We start from the raw sequence: 17,744 nt of genomic DNA, 5'->3' as shown, positions 1-17,744 counted from the left end.
TGGGTCAGGCGCGGCCACCGAAGACGAGGACGTCGTACGAATCAAGCACAGCACTCCCCTCGGGAGCCCGAAACCCATTCGAGTTGGCGCCGAACTCGATCGTCGCCGCCGGTGACGGATCATAGAGGATGTCGGTCCCGGTCCCACGCAACCACCCATCCTCGTCGTAGATCGGTGCAACGACGGCGATTCGGTCGCTCCCGACAGCGTCTAACTCGAGGTCGCCGGTCACGTTGAGCACGTCACCGCCTGCGGAGAGCTCCGTATTCTGTACCGACACAGCATCGAGTGCCGAACGCCCTACTTGCGTATTCGCGTCGACGAACTCGTTGTCGACAGTGTCGACCTCGTCGACCTCGAAATCACTCTGGACGTAGTATTGGAGCGTCGTCTCCGGTGGGATGTAGCTCGTAATGTGTGTTCCGTTGGCGACGACAGACCCATCAGCCGAACGAAACGTCGAGGTGATTTCCAGACGCCCGTGTGGAACCGCGGTCTCGTTCTCGACAGCAACTCGGAGCCACGACCTGTCTGACCCACCACCCCGGGCGGGCGCTGCAAAAACGTCCCACTCGATGATCTCGGCCGCTGCCTCGCCCTCCCCATCCGCTGTCTGTTCGTCGTCCGACGAACAGCCTGCGACGGTAACCGCCCCAGCCGTCGCCAACAGAAACCCCCGTCTTTCCATAGTCAATACTGATCGGTGTCCCTGACATAACTTGCGGCTGTCGTGTCGCGTCTGACAGGTTGAAGCTGCCAGCTGACAGCCGGCGCTACTCCTCGGCGACGCTTGGATGCATCGTCGGCCGTTCGTCGAGCGGTTCGGCAAACGCCTCGAGCAGACGCGCTCTGGCCTGCTCGTCACGCCGTCGCCGTTCCTCGTCGCTGATCTCCTCACAGCCCGGCGGCACCTCACGGTCACGGCCGGTGAAGTAATCTTCGGGGGCGACCCAGTCGTGATAGAAGTTCGCATCGGAGTCGTGGATCACGGCGAGTGCGACTTTCGCGCCGTGGCCGGCCGCGACGATGGCCTGATGGGGCTCGTTCGCGAGTCGGCCGGCGGCGTAGATGCCGTCGACAGCCGTCCGGCCGGCGTCGTCGACCGAGACGAACTGCTTGCTCCCACGCTGGATTCGACCGACGTCGAGTGGGACGAGATACTCGCTGTCGGACCACGAGGCTGCGATCACCCGGCGCGCCTCGAGGGGTTCTCCACCCTCTGTTTCGAGGACAAATCCGGCCTCGAGAGCTGTCTCATCTTTCGGTTCGATACTCGTCACACGCCCGAGTTCGATCGTCGCGCCCGCGATCTGGGCCTGTTCACGCGTCAGATCCAGATACCGGCGGGCGTCGACGCCATCGGGGAAGCCGGGGTAGTTCTCGAGGCTGGCGTTGCGCTCGAGGGTCGATCCGTCGCGGTTGCCGGACTGCGCCCGGCTGCGTGGGGGAGTTCGCCCCCCGCTGTCAATGACCAGTGTGTCCAGTCCCGCACGTGCCGTAAAGATCGCTGCGGCAAGACCAGCGACGCCGCCGCCGACGATACAAACGTCTCGCATGTCTCGCCGTTTCGAGTGGTCGCTATAGAAATTGCCGACTCTCGGCTTCGGGTCTGTCGTGTGTATTCGCTGAACTGTCTGGATGACAACTCTTACTTTCTGAGCCGCCGTACAGTCGCTGTGGATCGAATTCTCCTCAGTACACTCGCCTATCGCTCGCCCGAGGAGGTGTTTCCTTACGTCCAGTCATTTACTGACTACCCGCGGTACACGGACCACTTACAAGAGGTTCGCGTCCACGGCGACGGCGGCGTCGGCTCCGTCTACGACCTCCGGCTGACGTGGTGGAAACTCAGCTACACCGCCCGTTCGAAGGTGCTCAGTATCGATGCCCCCCATTCACTCGAGTGGGAACTGATCAACAACCTCCACGCCCACGGCGAGTGGCGCGTCGAACCGGAGCCCGAGTCGGCCCCCGACGGTGTCGAGACGGCGAGTCGAATCTACTTCGAGGCCGCCTACGACCCGTACTCGGCCGACAAACACGTGCTCTCGCTGCCACGGTTCGTCTCGCTCGACTGGGTCATCAAGAAAGTTAAACCCAAACTGCTTTCCGAAGCCGAGGCCGTCGTCGAGCGACTCGTCGCGGACATCGAAGGGCAGACGCGTGATGTCGAGTTGACGATTCACGAGATGCCGTAGCCCACTCAGCGGCCCGGCGTCGGCGCTGGCTGCACACGACGCGACGAACGGTCAGAGAGTGGCTGAACTTTTCACTGAACGGGACGATACGCCGAGTATGGACCAACAGCGACGACAGTTCCTCGACGAGTTGCTCGAGACCGCGACGCCATCCGGCTTCGAAACGGAGGGCCAGCGCCTGTGGGTTGAGTATGTCGAGGAGTTCGCCGACGAGGTGCAGGTTGATGAGTACGGAAACGCCGTCGCCGTGGTCGACGGCGGCGATCCGTCGGTCGCGCTAACGGGTCACAGCGACGAGATTGGCTTCATGGTGCGGGATATCGAGGACAACGGCGCGATTCGAATGACCGCGATCGGTGGCTCGGATCAGACCGTCTCGAAAGGCCAGCATGTCCGGATCCATACCGCTGACGGCGTGGTCCCGGGAGTCGTCGGTCAGACCGCGATTCATCTCCGCGATACGGACAAAGATTCGATCGACGAAATTGACGAACAACACATCGATATCGGCGCCACGGACGAAGACGAAACAGCAGAACTGGTCGAGCGCGGCGATCCGATCACGTTCGACCAGACAGTGTCCGAACTGGCAAACGATCGTATCGCAGCCCGCGGGCTCGATAACCGAATCGGCATCTGGGCCGCCGCAGAAGCGCTTCGCCGAGCAGCCGAGGGCGACCTCGAGGCGACGATCTATGCCGTGTCAACGGTGCAGGAAGAGGTCGGGTTGCAGGGAGCGAAAATGGTCGGCTTCGATCTCGCCCCCGACGCGGTCGTCGCGATCGACGTGACACACGCCACGGACGCGCCAGGAACGCCGTCGGCTCGGAAAACGGGCGTCGAACTCGGCGAGGGGCCGGTCGTCGTCCGCGGGAGTGCGAATCACCCAGCGCTCGTGACGGCCATCCGTGAGGTGGCGTCCGACGAGGGGATCGACGTGCAGCTGCAGGCGTCTGGGAACCGAACCGGCACGGACGCCGACGCCTTTTATACCTCCCGTGGCGGGATTCCGTCGCTGAACATCGGAATCCCGAACCGCTACATGCACACGCCCGCCGAGCTACTGGATCTCACCGATCTCGACGCTGCGGCTGACTTGCTCGCCGAATTCGCGGCCGTCGCTCACGAACACGAGTTTTCCGTCGACGTGCGATAATCGCCCGCGGGCGGGACGATGTTCGGCTCCGTGATCGTTGGAGCCCATTGCTTTTTTGGTGTGAACACAACCGCGGAGTATTAACGGGATGACCTGTTAGACATGTGTATGAGTAACGTGCGTGTTGCAGGTGTCGGGCTGACGCCGTTCGGGAACACTCCCGAGCGAACGAGCCGAGACCTCTTCGCGGAAGCAAGTATCAAGGCGTTCGAGGACAGCGGTGTACCCCGTGAGGACGTTGACGCCCTCTTCTATGGGAACTTCATGGGCGAACTGTCGGAACATCAGGGTCATCAGGGACCGTTGATGGCCGAAGCCGCAGGGATTCAGGCACCGGCAACCCGCTATGAGTCTGCGTGTGCCTCGAGCGGGGCCGCCGTTCGAGACGCAGTCATGCGTGTTCGCAACGGCGAGGACGACGTCGTCCTCGTCGGCGGTGCCGAACGGATGACCAACCTCGGCACTGCGGGCGCGACGGAGGCACTCGCTATCGCCGCGGACGACCTCTGGGAAGTGCGAGCGGGGACGACGTTCCCCGGCGCGTACGCGCTGATGGCCCAGGCCTATTTCGACGAGTTCGGCGGCGAACACGAGGATCTGGCCCATATCGCTGTCAAGAACCACGAGAACGCACTGACCAACGACAAAGCCCAGTACCAGAGCGCAATCGAGGTCAGCGACGTCCTCGAGGCCCCACAGATCTCGAGTCCTCTCGGCCTGTACGACTCCTGTCCGCTCTCCGACGGCGCCGCCGCGGTCGTCCTCATGAGCGAGGAATACGCCGACGAACACGACCTCGAGGCACCCGTCGCGATCACGGGCACTGGACAGGGTGGCGACCGCATGGCCTTACACGACCGCGACCATCTCGCTCGGTCGCCCGCCGCCCGCAAGGCCGGCGAAGAAGCCTACGCCGACGCCGGCGTCGACGCGGGCGATGTCGACCTCGCGGAGGTCCACGACTGCTTTACCATCGCCGAAGTGCTGGCGCTCGAGGCACTCGATCTCGAGTCGATCGGTGAAGGTATCACGGCGGCTCGGGACGGCCGAACCACCGCTGACGGCGAGACGCCGATCAACCTCTCGGGCGGTCTGAAAGCCAAAGGCCACCCGGTGGGTGCGACCGGCGCCTCTCAGATCGCCGAGGTTGCCAAACTGCTCGCTGGCACGCATCCGAACAGTTCGGCCGTCGAGGATGCGACGACTGGCGTTGCCCACAATGCGGGTGGGACGGTTGCCAGTGCAACGGTCCACGTGCTGGAGGTGGTCGAATGACGGACCCAGAAACCGGCGTGCAGGACGCAGGATTCGACGACTGGCTCGATGCTGCAGAAGAGGGTGCGGCCTACTACCTCGAAAGTCCCGAGGGCCACGGCTCGCTTCCACCGCGGCGGGTGTGTCCCGACTGTGGCTCGACGGACCTCGAGAAGGTCCCGCTGCCGGAGACGGGCGTGGTCGAGACGTTCACCATCACACACGTGCCGACGCCGGCGTTCGAAGACGACGCGCCGTACGCGACGGCGATCGCCGACTTCGGACCTGTCTCGCTGACTGGACAGCTCGTCGGCATTGATCTCGAAGCGATCGAGACTGGGCTCGAGGTCGAACTCGAGATCACAGTCTCGGAGACGACGGGCGAGCGCGTGATCGGATTCAGTCCGGTCTAGAACTCCGTCTTCCGCGCCTATTTGTCGCGATCCATATCAGCGCCGACATGTAACAGCTCCGCGGTCAGATACTCGACGAACTTCTCGGGGTGTTCGGCGTGGGGCAACAGCGTCGCATAATCGATGACGACGAGTTCGACGTCGGCGGCGTCGGCGAGATCCCGGCCCGCACGCAGCGGCACGAGGTCGGCGTCACGACCCCAGACGAGCGTCGTCGGGGTCTCGAGAGCCGCGAGTTCTGTCTGGAGGTCGAACTCAGGGGCGAGCGTGCCGGCGGCGAAAGAGGCGGGTGCGTAGCGAGCACCCGGCTGGTGGGCGCTGTGCCAGGCGTAGTCAACTGTCTCGTCATCGACTCGAGACGCGTCGTAGTAGCCGTCACGAGCGTAGAAGTACCGGACGGAGGGTTTACTCGCAAGCAGGTTAAACAGCGTCGTCCCGACGATGGGTGTCCGAAGGAGGGTTCGCAGCCACGACCGTTCCGTCGTCGTCTCGTCGGTCGGACAGATCAAGACGAGCTGCTCGAACTCGCTTTCTTTGGCTGCGTCGACGGCAAACGAGCCGGTCAGTGAGGAGGCGACGACGACCGGCGTGTCCGTGATATCGGCCGCGAAATCGCGGATAAACTCGGCATACAGCATTGCGGAGTAGACCAGCGGCGGCCGTTCGGAACGCCCGAATCCGGGCAGGTCGACTGCAATCACGTGATAGTGTTCGGCCAACTGCTCGACGATCGGCGCGAACTCCTGGCTGCTCGCGGCGGCGTGAATCCCGTGACACAAGAGCATGTCCGGATCGTTGGGGTCGCCGGCGACGGTGTAGGCCGTCTCGATTCCACGCCAGCGATACGTCCGTTCGACGCCGACGATCGGATTCTCGAGGTCGTCAGCACGGTTCGCGAGAAGTCGGTTTCCGAGCACGGCTGTGCCGACGGCGCCGACTGCCACACCGAGGGCTGTTCGGACGTTCATGCCTGTCAGTAGCTCATCATCGGCCTTCAACCTGCGGTTCGGGCTCAAAAGCTGCCGACGAAACTCGTCTACTGCGTATTTTTGACGCCGGACTCGAGTTCGTCGATGCAGTCTTCGACGGGGGTCAGCAGTTCGTCGGCAATCGTGTACGGGTCGGTCTCGCCGTTGCGGACGGATTCGGCGAGGTCGTCGATTCCGCCGGCGGCCGCGAGTTCGTCCTCGAGGATGTCGTGGACGTCTTCACGCAGGAGGGTGCGGATCTCCTCGGCGTACCGCTGGCGAACCTTTTTTGCACGGGTGCCAGAGTCGACGAGATACGTCTGGTGGTTGGCGAGTTCGTCGATGAACGTCTCGATGCCGTCCCCTTTCGTGGCGATGGTTTCGACGATCGGTGGGCTCCAACTCGCTTCGTCGTCGACGTCGCCCCAGTCGTCGGCGTCGCCAATCTCGTCGGCGCTGTGGTGGCCAGCGCCGCCGGCACCGAGGCCACCGCCGTCGCCGAGATGAACCATCTCCTGGAGTTCCTGGACGGTTCGGTCGGAACCCGGTCGGTCAGCTTTGTTGACGACGAAGACGTCGGCGATCTCTAAGATGCCGGCTTTCAGCGTCTGAATGTCGTCGCCCGAACCCGGCGGGACGAGCACGGCGACGGTGTCTGCGGTCCGGACGATGTCGATCTCGTTCTGACCAGCGCCGACAGTCTCGATGATGATTTTATCCTTTCCGAAGGCGTCCATCGCCTTGACGGCGTCTGCGGTTGCCGTCGACAGTCCGCCGAGGGTGCCGCGGGCGCTCATCGAGCGCACGAAGACGTCCATATCGCCGACGGTCGCCGCCATCCGGATGCGGTCTCCGAGCACCGCACCGCCGGAGAACGGCGACGAGGGGTCGATCGCGATGACACCGACCGTCTCACCGCGATCCCGGTAGGTCTCTGCGAGTTTGTCGACCAGCGTCGACTTCCCCGCCCCGGGGCTGCCCGTAATCCCGATGACGTCGGCGTCACCGGTGTGTGCATAGAGCGCCGAAACGAGCTCTCGGTAGCCCGGCGACCGGTTCTCGATTTTTGAGATTACTCTGGCCAGCGCGCGGTGTTCGCCCGCGAGCAAGGCCTCGAGTAATGCATCGTCGTCTGCGTTCATCGCTCGGGTGCGTTCTCGCGGACGAACTCGATCGTCTCTTCGATCGACGTCCCGGGACCGAAGACGGCCGAAACGCCCTGTGCTTTGAGCTCATCACGATCCTCGTCCGGAATGACGCCGCCGGCGAGGACGAGTGTGTCCTCTTTCGCGCCGTACTCTTCGAGTCCGCTCATGATCTTCGGGACGAGCGTGTCGTGAGCGCCCGAAAGGATCGAGATCCCAAGGACGTCAACGTCCTCCTGGACGGCTGCCTGGACGATCTCGTCCGGCGCTTTGTGCAGTCCGGAGTAGATGACTTCGAACCCAGCGTCACGGAACGCTCGCGCAATGACGTGTGCCCCGCGGTCGTGACCATCGAGTCCTACTTTCGCGACGAGACACCGAATCGACTCCTGCTCCTGTTCGCTGCTCATACCACTACTTCCCGAGCCGCCTGTTTGACTTTAACGGAAATTTGTGGGTATTTCCAAAGCTGAAAGCTGGCTGACTGTTTCTGTCGCCGTTCAGTGTCGTGGTTCAGTCATGTTTTCGCAGAATCATTCTGAACCAAAGGCTAAAGAGCGAAACGACCGAACAATCTATTAATGACTATCGTTCGTTTACTGCGGAGGGATCTCTCGTGGGCGTCGAAATAAAAGAAACCAGGGTGACCGACGCCGAGTTCGAGGAGATGAAAGGATTCGTCTTCGAGTATCTCTCAGCCAGCGTCGAGAAAGAAGAGGAGGGTGGGCGCATGCGCTGGTACCCCTGGCATTCGGCCGAGTACCGGCACAACCACATCCTCAACGTCGTCGAACTCTCCGAGGAAATCGCTCGCAAGGAGGGTGCAGACGTCGACGTCACTCGCGTCGCAGCCCTCTTTCACGACGTGGCCAAACTCGAGACCGATCAAGAACTCCATGCCGAGGCTGGCGCTCGCGTCGCCCGTGAATACCTCGACTCTCGCGCGGAGTACCCTGATTCGTTCACCGAGCAGGTGTGTCGCGCGATCGAACACCACTCGTTTCAGGGCGACCTCACCGACCTCGCCCTCGAGACCCAGTGTCTGATCGAAGCCGATCTCCTCGACAAGATCGGCGCGAACGGCACTGCGCTCATGCTGTTGCGCATGGGGTATGAGGCGCGGACGCATATGGACGCCGACGAGATGGTCGAGCGCGTCTTAGAGCGCGGCTACGACGCCGCCTCGCGCGTCCAGAGCGAGACCGCTGAGGGGATCGCCCACCAGCGTCTGAAACGGGTGACGTGGTTTCGCGAATGGCTCGAGGACGAGATTGCGGCGATGGGCGACTGACACGGCCGTCGACACGCCGCTGTGACTGCCCGCTCATTGTTCGGCGTCGCCCGCTCGAGATCGAACGACAAAGTAGATGATTCCGACGATGATCACTGGATAGACCAGTGCGGCGAGATACCAACCGAAGCCCATACTCGGATCAGGGAAACGGCGAGTACTGACCGTTTCGATCGTCCCCACTGACTGAAAACCGGCGCAGCTTCTGATGATGTTCCCTACAGCAGTGCTGTGCCACCGGCCCAGAGAAACCAGACCCCGAACCCGGCCAGCACGGCTCCGCTTGCGGCAGCGATCATCGGTGCAAAGCTATCGACACGCCGGTCGGCTGCGACCAGCGCTGCCGGATAGACGATGATCCAGACCGCGATTCCCGCGAAGAAGCCAGCAAGCAGCGACGGTGATCCCGTCTGGACGACGAGGACGCCCTCGAGAGCGTCGCCAGCGCCGGGGATGAACGCGAGGACGTCGAGGGTTCCGGACTCGAGTAAGCCAACACCGATGGTGAGCCAGAACCCGATCTGGTAGGGGTTCGTCAGCGAGAGCGTGAACGTTTTGCGAAAGCCTTTCGACGCGCTCTGGCCGCCGTCGGTGAAGGAGGTGGCGGCTCGAGCCGCTTCGACAGCACCGATAGCGAAATACAGCATCAAAACGCCGCCGGCGAGATAGAGCACCGGCCGCACAGCCGGATAGCGATCGATGACGGTCATCGCACCGGCAAGCGTGAGAAGGAAAAAGAGCACGTCTGCAACCATCGCACCGAGACCTGCCCGAAAGCCAGCCGACCAGCCGCTGACGACGCTTTCCTCGGCGATAATGGCGTTCATCGGTCCCGGTGGGGCAGCCAGTGCGAGCCCGAAGACCACACCCGCAAGAGCTGTTGTGATGCCAGTCACGACTGTTCGCTCTCAACTCGTCCAGCGGCGGTGAAAAGACCAGTGACTTTTCCGTGGGCCATCGTAGATGTGGGCATGGTTGACGTCCTGCCAGATGATATCGGTCGCTTTATTCGTGCGGTCGGGCCGGAGCCAGACGACCAGCTACAGGAGATGGACGACTATGCCAACCGAGAGGGGTTTCCCCACGTCGGCCCCGAGGTTGGAGCGTTCCTTCGATTCGTCGCCCGCATGAGCGACGCCGAGCGGATCTTCGAGTTCGGCTCCGGCTACGGCTACTCGGCGTACTGGATGGCCGAGACATTGCCCGACGACGGCGAGCTCGTTCTCACTGAGGTCGACGCTGACGAACTCGAACTGGCTCGAGAGTACCTTCGCGAAGGCGGTTACGACGAGTTCACGCGGTATGAACTGGGGGACGCCATGGCGACGATCGAGCGCTACGACGGCCCGTTCGATGTCGTGTTGATCGATCACCAGAAACACCGCTATGCCGACGCGTTCGAGGCGGTCCGCCCGAAGGTCCCTGTCGGTGGCGTCGTCGTTGCGGACAACGCGATCACCGCCGCCCCCATCGAGTTCGAGAAACTACTCGAGTACGCAGTCGGCGACGACCCAGACGACGCCAACGAACACACACAGGGGATTGTCGACTATCTCGAGCGCGTTCGGAGCGATCCGGCGTTCGAGACGATCATCCTGCCGCTTGGAGAAGGGATCGCGGTCAGTTACCGCGTCGAGTAATCAGATGTCTCGCCCTCGAGAACGCCGTCTTCGGGCGTGTCCGCGCTCGATGTCGCGCCGTACTCTCGGAAGCCGAGAAACGCGGTCACCGAACTGGCCGACAGCAAGGTTGCCCACGTGGTCGCAGTCAGCGAGTAGACGACCAGTTCGGCGCTCCCGGGGACGGCCGCCCCGACCGTTTCGAGGCCGACGATGTGAACGCTGGCAACCCCGAGAAAGACTGTCCAAAGAGCCAGCGACAGGGAGGCAAGCGTTCGTCGAGAGACTCGTGACGCATAGCGGGCGACACAGTAGACGCCCGCGATAGCGACTGCCGTCGCTACGACTGTTGGTACGAGTGCGTCGACGGCACCGAGCGGGCCGGCAACGCCAAAGCAGACGAACGATACAGCGAGTAGCAGTCGATCCGAACGGAGACTAGTCGGAATCACGTCATGCACCGCTTTGCTGGGATGAATCGGTGGTTGAATATATAGCTGTTGGCTTCACGTGTATCCACGATGTGGTGTCACTCGCAGCGCTCGAGTGTCGGGAGCGTCATCGAAAACGTCGTTCCCTCCCCAGGCTCGGTCTCGACCCAGATGTCGCCGCCGTGGCGTTCGATGATCCGACGACAGAGCGCCAGCCCGATGCCGGTTCCAGGATGTTCGTCGTGGGAGTGCAGCCGATGGAACACTTCGAAGATGCGGTCCGTCTCGTCGGGATCCATGCCGATGCCCTCGTCGTGAACCGAGATGATCCACTCATCACCATCGCGGTCGGCCGAGACGTGAACCTGCGGTGGCCCGTCACCACTGTATTCGAGTGCGTTCGAGAGGAGGTTCTGAAAGACCTGTCGGAGCTGATTCGCATCACCGCAAACGGCGGGGAGCGACGCTGTCGTTACGTCCGCATCCTGTTCCTCGATGCGAAGCGTCAGATCTTCCCGAACGTCATCGAAGACGGCGTCGAGAGCGACCGGCTCGAGTTCGTTCCCCTGTGTTTCGACCCGTGAGTATGCGAGCAGGGCATCGATCATCGCCGACATACGCTCGGCACCGTCGACAGCGTATTCGAGAAACTCCAGTCCATCGTCGTCTAAGACGTCAGCATAACGGCGTTCGATCAACTGGAGATAGCTCGAGACCATCCGCAACGGTTCCTGCAGGTCGTGGCTGGCGGCGTAGGCGAACTGCTCTAATCGTTCGTTGGACGCCTCGAGTTTGCGCTGGTATTCCTTGCGTTCGGTGATATCCCGAACGATGCCAGCCCGTTCGTGGCCAGTCGTCTCGACGGCGGCTCGCTCGGCGTCACTCGGGCTGTCGGCAGCCGCGTTCGTGGCTGTCTGTTCGGCCGTCGAAATCGCCGTGACGGTGGCTTCGATCGGGACCTGTGTCCCGGCTTTCGTCTTGAGTGTGGTCTCGATCGTCGACGGCTCGCTGTCATCGGCGGCCACCTGCTTCGTGTGCCCGATCACGGTTTCGCTGGTGACAAGCGACGCGTGGGCACCGAGCAGTTCGTCACGGTCGTAGCCGGTCAGCTCCGTATAGGCGTCGTTGACGGCGGTAAATCGTTCGTCTCCGTCGAGGACGTAGATTCCGTCGTCGATGGTCTCGATAATCCGCTCGTACCGCCCGAGTTGCTGCTCCCGTCGCTTTCGAGCCGTGATGTCGCGGAAATACACCGATAACCCCGTCTCCGAGGGATACACCTGGATCTCCATCCACAGCTCGAGCGACCGTGAGTATCGTTCCCAGGAGATCGATTTCTGTGTGTTCATTGCCTCCTGATAGCGATCGACAAGCTCTGACCGTGTTCCACCGGGGAAGACGTCCCAGATAACCTCACCAAGGAGTTCGTCGCTCGAATAGCCGAGGAGTTCTTCGGCCCGTTCGTTGACGTGTGTGAACCGCCACGACTCGTCGAGTGCGTAGAAGGCATCCGAAACACGGCCGAGGATCTCGCTCAACTCCGTCTCGAGTTCGCTTTTGCGGCGTTCGAGGCTGCGCTCGTGGGACTTTCGAACCGTGATATCTTCTCCAATAGTAATCACGCGAGCAAGCGAGCCGTTGGGATCGAATACCGGCGCGGCGTTCACCGACAGCCAGGTTCGCTCACCCGACGGGCTGTCGATGACAAGCTCCTCGTCGGTAACCGGCTCACCGGTCGCACGGACGCGTGCTGCAGGAGTTTCGTCTCGCGTGAGTGACCGTCCAGCGGCGTCGGCCACTGTCCACTCGTCGGCTGCTGCGATCGTGGCAATCGTCGCATCGTCGACCGACCCGTAGCGTTCCCGGGCGCGCCGATTCAACAGCAGCGGATCGCCGGTGGCATCCGTGACTGAAATCGCGACCGGGGCCGTTCGGAGCAGTTCCTCCGTCTGTGCGCGCTCGCGCTCGAGGTGGTGCTCGTGGCGGAGCCGATCGAACGTCGCCTCGAGGCTCGAGGCAACGATTTTCGCAAACGAGAGGTCGCTGTCGTCGAATGCGTCACGGCTCTCTGAGCCGATCAGCATGACGCCGTGGTCACCGATCGGGAGACAGAGTTCGCTTCGAATCGGCGTCGCCGGGTTGTAGACCGTCGGATCGTCGGTGACATCGCTGTAGATCGCTGGCTCACCGCTCTCGAAGACGTGCCAGGCGATCCCGTCACCGTCTCCAAACGCTGGTAGCTCGTCAAAGAGCGCTCCAGCAGGCTCTGACCAGGCGACTGGCTCGAGAGTTTGCGTCTCTGGCTCGTAGAGATGGATTCCGTTGATTTCGAGGTTCAGAATATCAAGCAGATCCTGACAGGCACGCTTGGCGACGTCTTCGCGGCTGTCTCCATCGATCCACTCACGGACGGCTTCGTTCAGCCGTCGCAGCTGGTAGGCGCGCCGATGCCGGTCGGTCACGTCGTAGTAGAGTTCGATTCGACCGCCGGCGTAGGATCCGGATTCGATGGGTCTGCTGCGGTGCTCGAGCCAGCGTTCCTCACGGTCGTCGCCAGGGGTGACGTGACACTCGAAGCGTTCGACGTAGCTGTTGTCGTCGTACGTCGCGATGACTGTGTCTGCAAACGTCTCCGGATCGGCGAGCCGGTCTTGAATCTGCTCCGTGATCAGCTGTCGCTTCTGCTGTCCGAGGACAGCTGTGCGATCGATGCCGAAGTACTGCTCAGCCGTCTCGTTGATCCATGCGACGTTGAACTCCTCGTCGAGGACGAACACACCGATGTCGGCTTCCTCGAGCGCCGCAGCCGTCGGGCCAAAGACGGCTTCCGCCGTCGAATGGTGCTCCGAGCCAGCATCCGCTCGATCGGCTTTTTGAACGACCCCAACTGAGCCCTGGGGACAGCCATCAGTCTGGAGCTGATTCAGACGAATGTCACAGGGGACGGTCGTTCCGTCGGCCGTCTCGATCATGCCCGTGAGTGCTGTGACGCCGTCTCCGCCGGAAGGCCACTGGGCTCGAACGTCTCGTTCGAACTGTGCCACGCCTCGGAACGACAACACCGTCGAGACGTGTTGGCCAAAGAGGTCTGTACGGCCATACCCAGTCATCTCGAGAAACGTCTCATCAGCTGCGACGAACTGACCGTCGGCATCGAGCTGGAAGACGCCGCCGTCGATCGTCTCGACGAGCGCCTGACAACAGTGAAGCGCTGTCCGATCGTCGTCGCCCGCCCAAAACGCCATGTTCGACGGCCCTGTTCGTTCGCTCATTGTCCGCACCAGGCCACTTAGACGCATAAGTCTAGCGTCCACCTGACAGATCTGGTCGCGGCTGTGCAGCTTGGCCGCTGTTTACCGCGTCGCTACGCTTGTGCTGTCGTCGAACCACTCATTTCCTGTCAGGATCACCGCTGTGACTGCGTTCGGTCGAAACTCTGACCGCGACCACGTCCGGGCTGGGGCTCGACATGTGGCTCGGGCATGAGCGACTCGAACGGCTGGGCGTCGAGCCACTCGAGTAAGGCCACGAGCTGGTCCGAAGCGGCCTCGAACAGCTGTTCGCCGATTTCGGGCGTCGCGTCCGTTTGATCGCCGAAAACGCCGTTTTGACTGTTCTCAATCGAGTCGTAGAACGTGGTCGCGCCGTGGACCCGTTCGGCGTCGTAATCGAACACTGCGCCGCCGTCGCGAGCGTCCTTGAGGCGGTCCTCATGCACCAGATTCTCGGCGATATGCATGATCATCGCCGTTTCCTTGGGGCCGCCGTGGGGTCCAGGCGTCTCGAAAACCTCCTCGATCAGGCCGGGAATCGATTCGTCCCACATCCACTCGATGGCGTAGGCCGTGTTATCGTCGTGGAGCCGTCGGCCGACCTCCCGAAGGTGGGCGACGTTCCCTCCGTGGGCGTTGACGTAGACGATCCGGTCGATTCCGTGGTAAGTGAGATTCCGTGAGAAACTCTCGACGAAATCCCGAAACACCTGCGGCTCAACCCACATCGTCCCGTGAAACTGGCGGTGGTGGGAGCTGACGCCGATCTGAACCGGCGGCGTGCAGAGATACCCCGTCCGATCGGTCGCTTCCCGGGCGAGCGCCTCGGCGATCATGTGGTCGGTGCCCTCCGGAAGATGGGGGCCGTGTTGTTCGGTCGAGCCGAGTGGGACGACCGCGAGTGATTCGTTTGCGACGTATTCGCCGAGCTCTGGCCATGTCTGGTGTGGGAGGTACATACGTACTGCTCACAGTGGAGTCGGAAAACTGTACGCTTGAGCCATGAGCTATGATAAGGCTTAATAGATTATGGCCTTCGAGTTATTATATGGCAGTCGTAAGCGTCTCCATGCCGGACGAACTCCTCGAGCGACTCGACCAGTTCGCAGACGAACACGGCTATACTGGCCGCAGCGAAGTCGTCCGAGAGGCCTCTCGGAACCTCCTTGGTGAGTTCGAGGACACTCGCCTCGAGGATCGAGAGCTGATGGGAATCGTTACGGTGTTGTTCGATTACGAGACGACCAGCGTCGAAGAGCGAATGATGCATCTCCGCCACGAACACGAAGACCTCGTCGCCTCGAACTTCCACAGCCACGTCGGCGATCACTACTGTATGGAACTGTTCGTCCTCGAGGGCGAACTCGAGGATATCTCGACGTTCGTCGGAAAGATCCGAGCAACCAAAGATGCGCTGACGGTCGACTACTCGGTGATTCCCGTCGATAGCTTCGACCCGATTTCACAAGACAGCTGAGACCGTCGAACCGCTGACGGGAGACACAATCGGTTTCGGCGGCTGAGACGGCGAATTTATCACGCATTTCGAGCGAACAGTATTGTTTTACCGTTTGCCCATCGAAGACTCAGGCATGAGCTACCGGAAGGTGAACTACGAGGAGGTCGACCAAGTCTCGAGTGCGATGCACTTTTTGAGTGATCCACTCGAGACCGAGCGGGTGGGTGTGACGGTGGCGCGGTGTGATCCGGGCTGGAACAGCAAGCCACACGACCACACCGACAACGACCACGAAGAAGTCTACGTGCTCATCGAAGGCGAGGCGACCGTAATCGTCGACGACGACCCAGTGTCGATGGAGACGGGAGACGCACTCTGGATCCCACCGGAGTCGACACGCCAGATCCGCAACGGGGACGAGGAAAGTGCGTTCGTGCTCGTCAGCGCGCCGAGTATCGGAGACGACGAGGATGGTGACGGCGACTGGCTGTTGTCGGGATTTGCCGGCTGAACGCTCGAGCGAGCGGCAGTTCCCCCTCGTTGTCTGTCGGCTCGAGCGTAACCCATGATAGCTTGTTGAACCGTCGTGTGCGGCCTTACACAGTTACCCCACGGCTATATCAACAGTGCTACCGTATGACACGTTATGGAACTACTCGAGGAGAGCATTGTCCCGGAGCATGCACGCGAAATCAAAGCTGAGGCACGCGAGTTCGCACGCGAACACATCGAACCCAACGCACAGGAGCATTTTCAGGCGGGAACGTACCCCGAAGAGATCCTCGAGGCAGGCCAGGAAGCGAACCTCGTCGCACAGGATATTCCAGAGAAGTGGGGCGGACGCGGGCTCGACCTCCCACAGCTACTCGCGCTGACAGAAGAGTTCTATCGAGCGGATGCCGGGATCGCGTTGACGCTGCAACTGGCGAGTTTCGGCTGTGAAATCACCTACAAGTACGGCTCTGACGAGCAGTGTGAGGAGTATATCCGGCCGGTCGCGGAGGGGACACAGCGCTCTGGACTCGCAGTATCGGAACCCGAAACGGGCAGTGATCTCGCCGGAATGCAGACGACAGCTGAAAAAGACGGCGATGAGTACGTCTTAAACGGCGAAAAGTACTGGATCGGCAACGGCGTCGAAGCCGACTGGGTGACGGTCTACGCCCGAACGGGTGACGATGAAGACAACCGCTATGGGAACCACTCGATGTTCATCGTCCCCACCGACACCGAGGGTTATGAGGCCGAACACATTCCGGAGAAGATGGCGATGCGTGCCTCCAAGCAGGCACACGTCGAGTTCGATGACTGTCGCATTCCTGCGGAGAACCTGATCGGTTCCGAGGGCGCAGGCTTCTGGATGGTCGCGGAGTTTTTCAACCACGGGCGAGTCATCGTCTCTGGCCACGGACTCGGCCTCGCTGCGGCCGCCATCGAAGAAACCTGGGCGTTCGTCCACGACCGTGAGGAGTTCGGCCGGACGATCAACGAGTTTCAGGCAGTTCAACACGGCCTCTCGGATATGCTGCTCGAGTTCGAACGTTCTCGAGCGCTCACCTGGCGAGCCTGCGAAAAGGTCGAAAACGGTGAGAACGCGGGCTACTGGGCGGCACTGGCAAAGACGAGTGCAACGGAGGCAGCCGTCGACATCTCCGAACAGGGAATGCAGTTTCATGGCGGCCGTTCAGTTCTTGACGACCGCCGGATCGCTCGCGCCTTCCGCGATGCCCGAATTCCCGTCATCTACGAGGGCGCAAACGAAATCCAGCGGAACCTGATTTACGGCCAAGCGCCATAAGCCGAACCCGGCGCCGACAGGCGGTTTCGAGGCCGTACTCCACGGTGACCATGGCGAAAGAAACCTCGACACCGGCCGGTTGAAACAGTCGCTGCTGAGACGGACGATCCCGCGACGAAGAGAGAACGGGGGGCTGGACTAGCTGTGAGCCAGTCGATGGCTCAGTTATCGGGCTGTAGGTCCTGGAACGCATCGACGAAGTCGTCGTGGGTGCGCATTTCCGAGACCGTCTCGTCGATACTGGCCTCGAGATCAGCGACGCGGTCACAGAGCTGTTGATACTCGTCGTTGGTCTCGAGTTCGTGCGCTGGCTTTTCAGACTCGAGTAATGCTTTCTTCGAGACGAGCGCGTAGTACTCTCGGATGTGTGATTCGTACGCCGATCGGTCAATAACGGTGCTGACGATCTCAACGAGCTCGTCTTTTGAGACCGGTTTGACGAGATAGTCGTCGAACCCCATCTCGATGATATCGAAGTCAGGGTCGACTGCGGTTACCATCACGACCCGCGAGTCGTAGCCGTGCGCTCTGATCTGGGCCAAGACTTCGTCGCCGGAGAGCCCCGGCATCCGCCGGTCCAACAAGACGATTTCGACGGTGTCGCTCATCTTCTCGAGCGCCTCCGAACCGTCGTAGGCTGTGTCAACAATCCATTCAGTCTCGAGCCATGCAGCAAACAGGTCTGCGAGACGCGCTTCGTCGTCGACGACGAGCACCTCGAGCATCTCACTCATCGGCTG

General features: G+C 61.7%; 19 protein-coding genes. 9 read left to right on the top strand and 10 right to left on the bottom strand.

All coding sequences use genetic code 11. The features are described from left to right. Positions 1 to 4: 4 nt before the first annotated feature. Both ACERJA_RS03445 and ACERJA_RS03440 read right to left on the bottom strand, forming a co-directional pair. On the bottom strand, positions 5 to 688 hold the full coding sequence (locus tag ACERJA_RS03445) for a hypothetical protein (protein WP_373606883.1): 684 nt from the start codon (positions 686 to 688) through the stop codon (positions 5 to 7). Between the two features lie 85 nt (positions 689 to 773). Further along, positions 774 to 1,556: an FAD-dependent oxidoreductase gene (locus ACERJA_RS03440; protein WP_373606882.1), complete on the bottom strand. Its 783-nt coding sequence runs from the start codon at positions 1,554 to 1,556 to the stop codon at positions 774 to 776. Positions 1,557 to 1,676: 120 nt separating this feature from the next. Between ACERJA_RS03440 and ACERJA_RS03435 the strand changes: the two genes are divergently transcribed. The 4 genes from ACERJA_RS03435 to ACERJA_RS03420 all read left to right on the top strand — a co-directional run bounded on the left by ACERJA_RS03435 (position 1,677) and on the right by ACERJA_RS03420 (position 5,021). Next, positions 1,677 to 2,198 carry an SRPBCC family protein gene (locus ACERJA_RS03435; RefSeq protein WP_373606881.1) on the top strand — a complete coding sequence of 174 codons (522 nt, stop codon included), beginning with the start codon at positions 1,677 to 1,679 and terminating at the stop codon, positions 2,196 to 2,198. 97 nt (positions 2,199 to 2,295) lie between these two features. Further along, complete coding sequence (locus ACERJA_RS03430) at positions 2,296 to 3,354, top strand: M20/M25/M40 family metallo-hydrolase (RefSeq protein WP_373606880.1); 1,059 nt, start codon at positions 2,296 to 2,298, stop codon at positions 3,352 to 3,354. A gap of 108 nt (positions 3,355 to 3,462) precedes the next feature. Further along, the gene (locus ACERJA_RS03425; RefSeq protein WP_373606879.1) at positions 3,463 to 4,629 is read left to right on the top strand and encodes a beta-ketoacyl synthase N-terminal-like domain-containing protein; all 1,167 of its coding nucleotides are present in this window, start codon (positions 3,463 to 3,465) and stop codon (positions 4,627 to 4,629) included. After that, entirely contained in the window at positions 4,626 to 5,021 is a 396-nt protein-coding gene (locus ACERJA_RS03420; RefSeq protein WP_006066613.1) for a Zn-ribbon domain-containing OB-fold protein, read from the top strand. Before ACERJA_RS03425 ends, ACERJA_RS03420 begins: the two co-directional genes overlap by 4 nt. 17 nt (positions 5,022 to 5,038) lie before the next feature. On the opposite strand, the gene ACERJA_RS03415 is transcribed toward ACERJA_RS03420, so the two are convergent. From ACERJA_RS03415 to ACERJA_RS03405, 3 genes are all read right to left on the bottom strand, one after another. Continuing rightward, the gene (locus ACERJA_RS03415) at positions 5,039 to 5,989 is read right to left on the bottom strand and encodes an alpha/beta fold hydrolase (protein WP_373606878.1); all 951 of its coding nucleotides are present in this window, start codon (positions 5,987 to 5,989) and stop codon (positions 5,039 to 5,041) included. Between the two features lie 68 nt (positions 5,990 to 6,057). Then, entirely contained in the window at positions 6,058 to 7,131 is a 1,074-nt protein-coding gene (gene meaB / locus ACERJA_RS03410; protein WP_373606877.1) for a methylmalonyl Co-A mutase-associated GTPase MeaB, read from the bottom strand. Further along, positions 7,128 to 7,544: a cobalamin B12-binding domain-containing protein gene (locus ACERJA_RS03405; RefSeq protein WP_006066616.1), complete on the bottom strand. Its 417-nt coding sequence runs from the start codon at positions 7,542 to 7,544 to the stop codon at positions 7,128 to 7,130. The genes meaB and ACERJA_RS03405 overlap by 4 nt, the downstream gene beginning before the upstream one ends. Before the next feature lie 206 nt (positions 7,545 to 7,750). Between ACERJA_RS03405 and ACERJA_RS03400 the strand changes: the two genes are divergently transcribed. Beyond that, the gene (locus ACERJA_RS03400; RefSeq protein ID WP_083902045.1) at positions 7,751 to 8,425 is read left to right on the top strand and encodes an HD domain-containing protein; all 675 of its coding nucleotides are present in this window, start codon (positions 7,751 to 7,753) and stop codon (positions 8,423 to 8,425) included. A gap of 218 nt (positions 8,426 to 8,643) precedes the next feature. On the opposite strand, the gene ACERJA_RS03395 is transcribed toward ACERJA_RS03400, so the two are convergent. Further along, complete coding sequence (locus ACERJA_RS03395; protein ID WP_373606876.1) at positions 8,644 to 9,321, bottom strand: LysE family translocator; 678 nt, start codon at positions 9,319 to 9,321, stop codon at positions 8,644 to 8,646. Positions 9,322 to 9,396: 75 nt separating this feature from the next. Between ACERJA_RS03395 and ACERJA_RS03390 the strand changes: the two genes are divergently transcribed. Further along, positions 9,397 to 10,065: an O-methyltransferase gene (locus tag ACERJA_RS03390; protein ID WP_373606875.1), complete on the top strand. Its 669-nt coding sequence runs from the start codon at positions 9,397 to 9,399 to the stop codon at positions 10,063 to 10,065. Here ACERJA_RS03390 and ACERJA_RS03385 read toward each other — a convergent pair. The 3 genes from ACERJA_RS03385 to ACERJA_RS03375 all read right to left on the bottom strand — a co-directional run bounded on the left by ACERJA_RS03385 (position 10,050) and on the right by ACERJA_RS03375 (position 14,706). After that, positions 10,050 to 10,505 (bottom strand): hypothetical protein, encoded by a 456-nt coding sequence (locus ACERJA_RS03385; RefSeq protein WP_373606874.1) that lies wholly within the window; start codon positions 10,503 to 10,505, stop codon positions 10,050 to 10,052. The genes ACERJA_RS03390 and ACERJA_RS03385 overlap by 16 nt on opposite strands. Positions 10,506 to 10,573: 68 nt before the next feature. After that, a complete protein-coding gene (locus tag ACERJA_RS03380; protein WP_373606873.1) occupies positions 10,574 to 13,747 on the bottom strand; it encodes a PAS domain S-box protein in 3,174 nt (1,057 codons plus the stop codon). A 134-nt stretch (positions 13,748 to 13,881) separates the two neighbouring features. After that, positions 13,882 to 14,706: a creatininase family protein gene (locus ACERJA_RS03375; protein WP_373606872.1), complete on the bottom strand. Its 825-nt coding sequence runs from the start codon at positions 14,704 to 14,706 to the stop codon at positions 13,882 to 13,884. Positions 14,707 to 14,795: 89 nt separating this feature from the next. On the opposite strand from ACERJA_RS03375, the gene nikR reads away from it, so the two are divergent. From nikR to ACERJA_RS03360, 3 genes are all read left to right on the top strand, one after another. Next, entirely contained in the window at positions 14,796 to 15,224 is a 429-nt protein-coding gene (gene nikR, locus ACERJA_RS03370; RefSeq protein WP_006066624.1) for a nickel-responsive transcriptional regulator NikR, read from the top strand. 115 nt (positions 15,225 to 15,339) lie between these two features. Continuing rightward, on the top strand, positions 15,340 to 15,717 hold the full coding sequence (locus ACERJA_RS03365) for a cupin domain-containing protein (RefSeq protein ID WP_006066625.1): 378 nt from the start codon (positions 15,340 to 15,342) through the stop codon (positions 15,715 to 15,717). Between the two features lie 135 nt (positions 15,718 to 15,852). Continuing rightward, complete coding sequence (locus ACERJA_RS03360; protein ID WP_373606871.1) at positions 15,853 to 17,004, top strand: acyl-CoA dehydrogenase family protein; 1,152 nt, start codon at positions 15,853 to 15,855, stop codon at positions 17,002 to 17,004. Positions 17,005 to 17,165: 161 nt separating this feature from the next. Here the strand turns inward: ACERJA_RS03360 and ACERJA_RS03355 are convergent, their stop codons facing one another. Continuing rightward, positions 17,166 to 17,738, bottom strand: coding sequence for a HalX domain-containing protein (locus tag ACERJA_RS03355; RefSeq protein ID WP_373606870.1), 573 nt, complete (start codon positions 17,736 to 17,738; stop codon positions 17,166 to 17,168). Between the last annotated feature and the right edge of the window lie 6 nt (positions 17,739 to 17,744).

Origin of the sequence: Natronorubrum sp. A-ect3 (assembly GCF_041821125.1) — an archaeon.
Lineage (GTDB): Archaea > Halobacteriota > Halobacteria > Halobacteriales > Natrialbaceae > Natronorubrum > Natronorubrum bangense.
Note: the sequence above shows the minus strand (reverse complement) of the source record. Positions and strands in the feature narration are given on the sequence as shown.

Bases quoted from the DNA above. Each gene is read 5' to 3' on its own strand.
- ACERJA_RS03360 (WP_373606871.1), top strand. From the start codon at position 15,853: ATGGAACTACTCGAGGAGAGCATTGTCCCGGAGCATGCACGCGAAATC.
- ACERJA_RS03405 (WP_006066616.1), bottom strand. From the start codon at position 7,544: ATGAGCAGCGAACAGGAGCAGGAGTCGATTCGGTGTCTCGTCGCGAAA.
- nikR (WP_006066624.1), top strand. From the start codon at position 14,796: ATGGCAGTCGTAAGCGTCTCCATGCCGGACGAACTCCTCGAGCGACTC.
- ACERJA_RS03390 (WP_373606875.1), top strand. From the start codon at position 9,397: ATGGTTGACGTCCTGCCAGATGATATCGGTCGCTTTATTCGTGCGGTC.
- ACERJA_RS03355 (WP_373606870.1), bottom strand. From the start codon at position 17,738: ATGAGTGAGATGCTCGAGGTGCTCGTCGTCGACGACGAAGCGCGTCTC.
- ACERJA_RS03375 (WP_373606872.1), bottom strand. From the start codon at position 14,706: ATGTACCTCCCACACCAGACATGGCCAGAGCTCGGCGAATACGTCGCA.
- ACERJA_RS03430 (WP_373606880.1), top strand. From the start codon at position 2,296: ATGGACCAACAGCGACGACAGTTCCTCGACGAGTTGCTCGAGACCGCG.
- ACERJA_RS03420 (WP_006066613.1), top strand. From the start codon at position 4,626: ATGACGGACCCAGAAACCGGCGTGCAGGACGCAGGATTCGACGACTGG.
- ACERJA_RS03425 (WP_373606879.1), top strand. From the start codon at position 3,463: ATGAGTAACGTGCGTGTTGCAGGTGTCGGGCTGACGCCGTTCGGGAAC.
- ACERJA_RS03380 (WP_373606873.1), bottom strand. From the start codon at position 13,747: ATGAGCGAACGAACAGGGCCGTCGAACATGGCGTTTTGGGCGGGCGAC.
- ACERJA_RS03365 (WP_006066625.1), top strand. From the start codon at position 15,340: ATGAGCTACCGGAAGGTGAACTACGAGGAGGTCGACCAAGTCTCGAGT.
- ACERJA_RS03445 (WP_373606883.1), bottom strand. From the start codon at position 688: ATGGAAAGACGGGGGTTTCTGTTGGCGACGGCTGGGGCGGTTACCGTC.
- ACERJA_RS03415 (WP_373606878.1), bottom strand. From the start codon at position 5,989: ATGAACGTCCGAACAGCCCTCGGTGTGGCAGTCGGCGCCGTCGGCACA.
- meaB (WP_373606877.1), bottom strand. From the start codon at position 7,131: ATGAACGCAGACGACGATGCATTACTCGAGGCCTTGCTCGCGGGCGAA.
- ACERJA_RS03440 (WP_373606882.1), bottom strand. From the start codon at position 1,556: ATGCGAGACGTTTGTATCGTCGGCGGCGGCGTCGCTGGTCTTGCCGCA.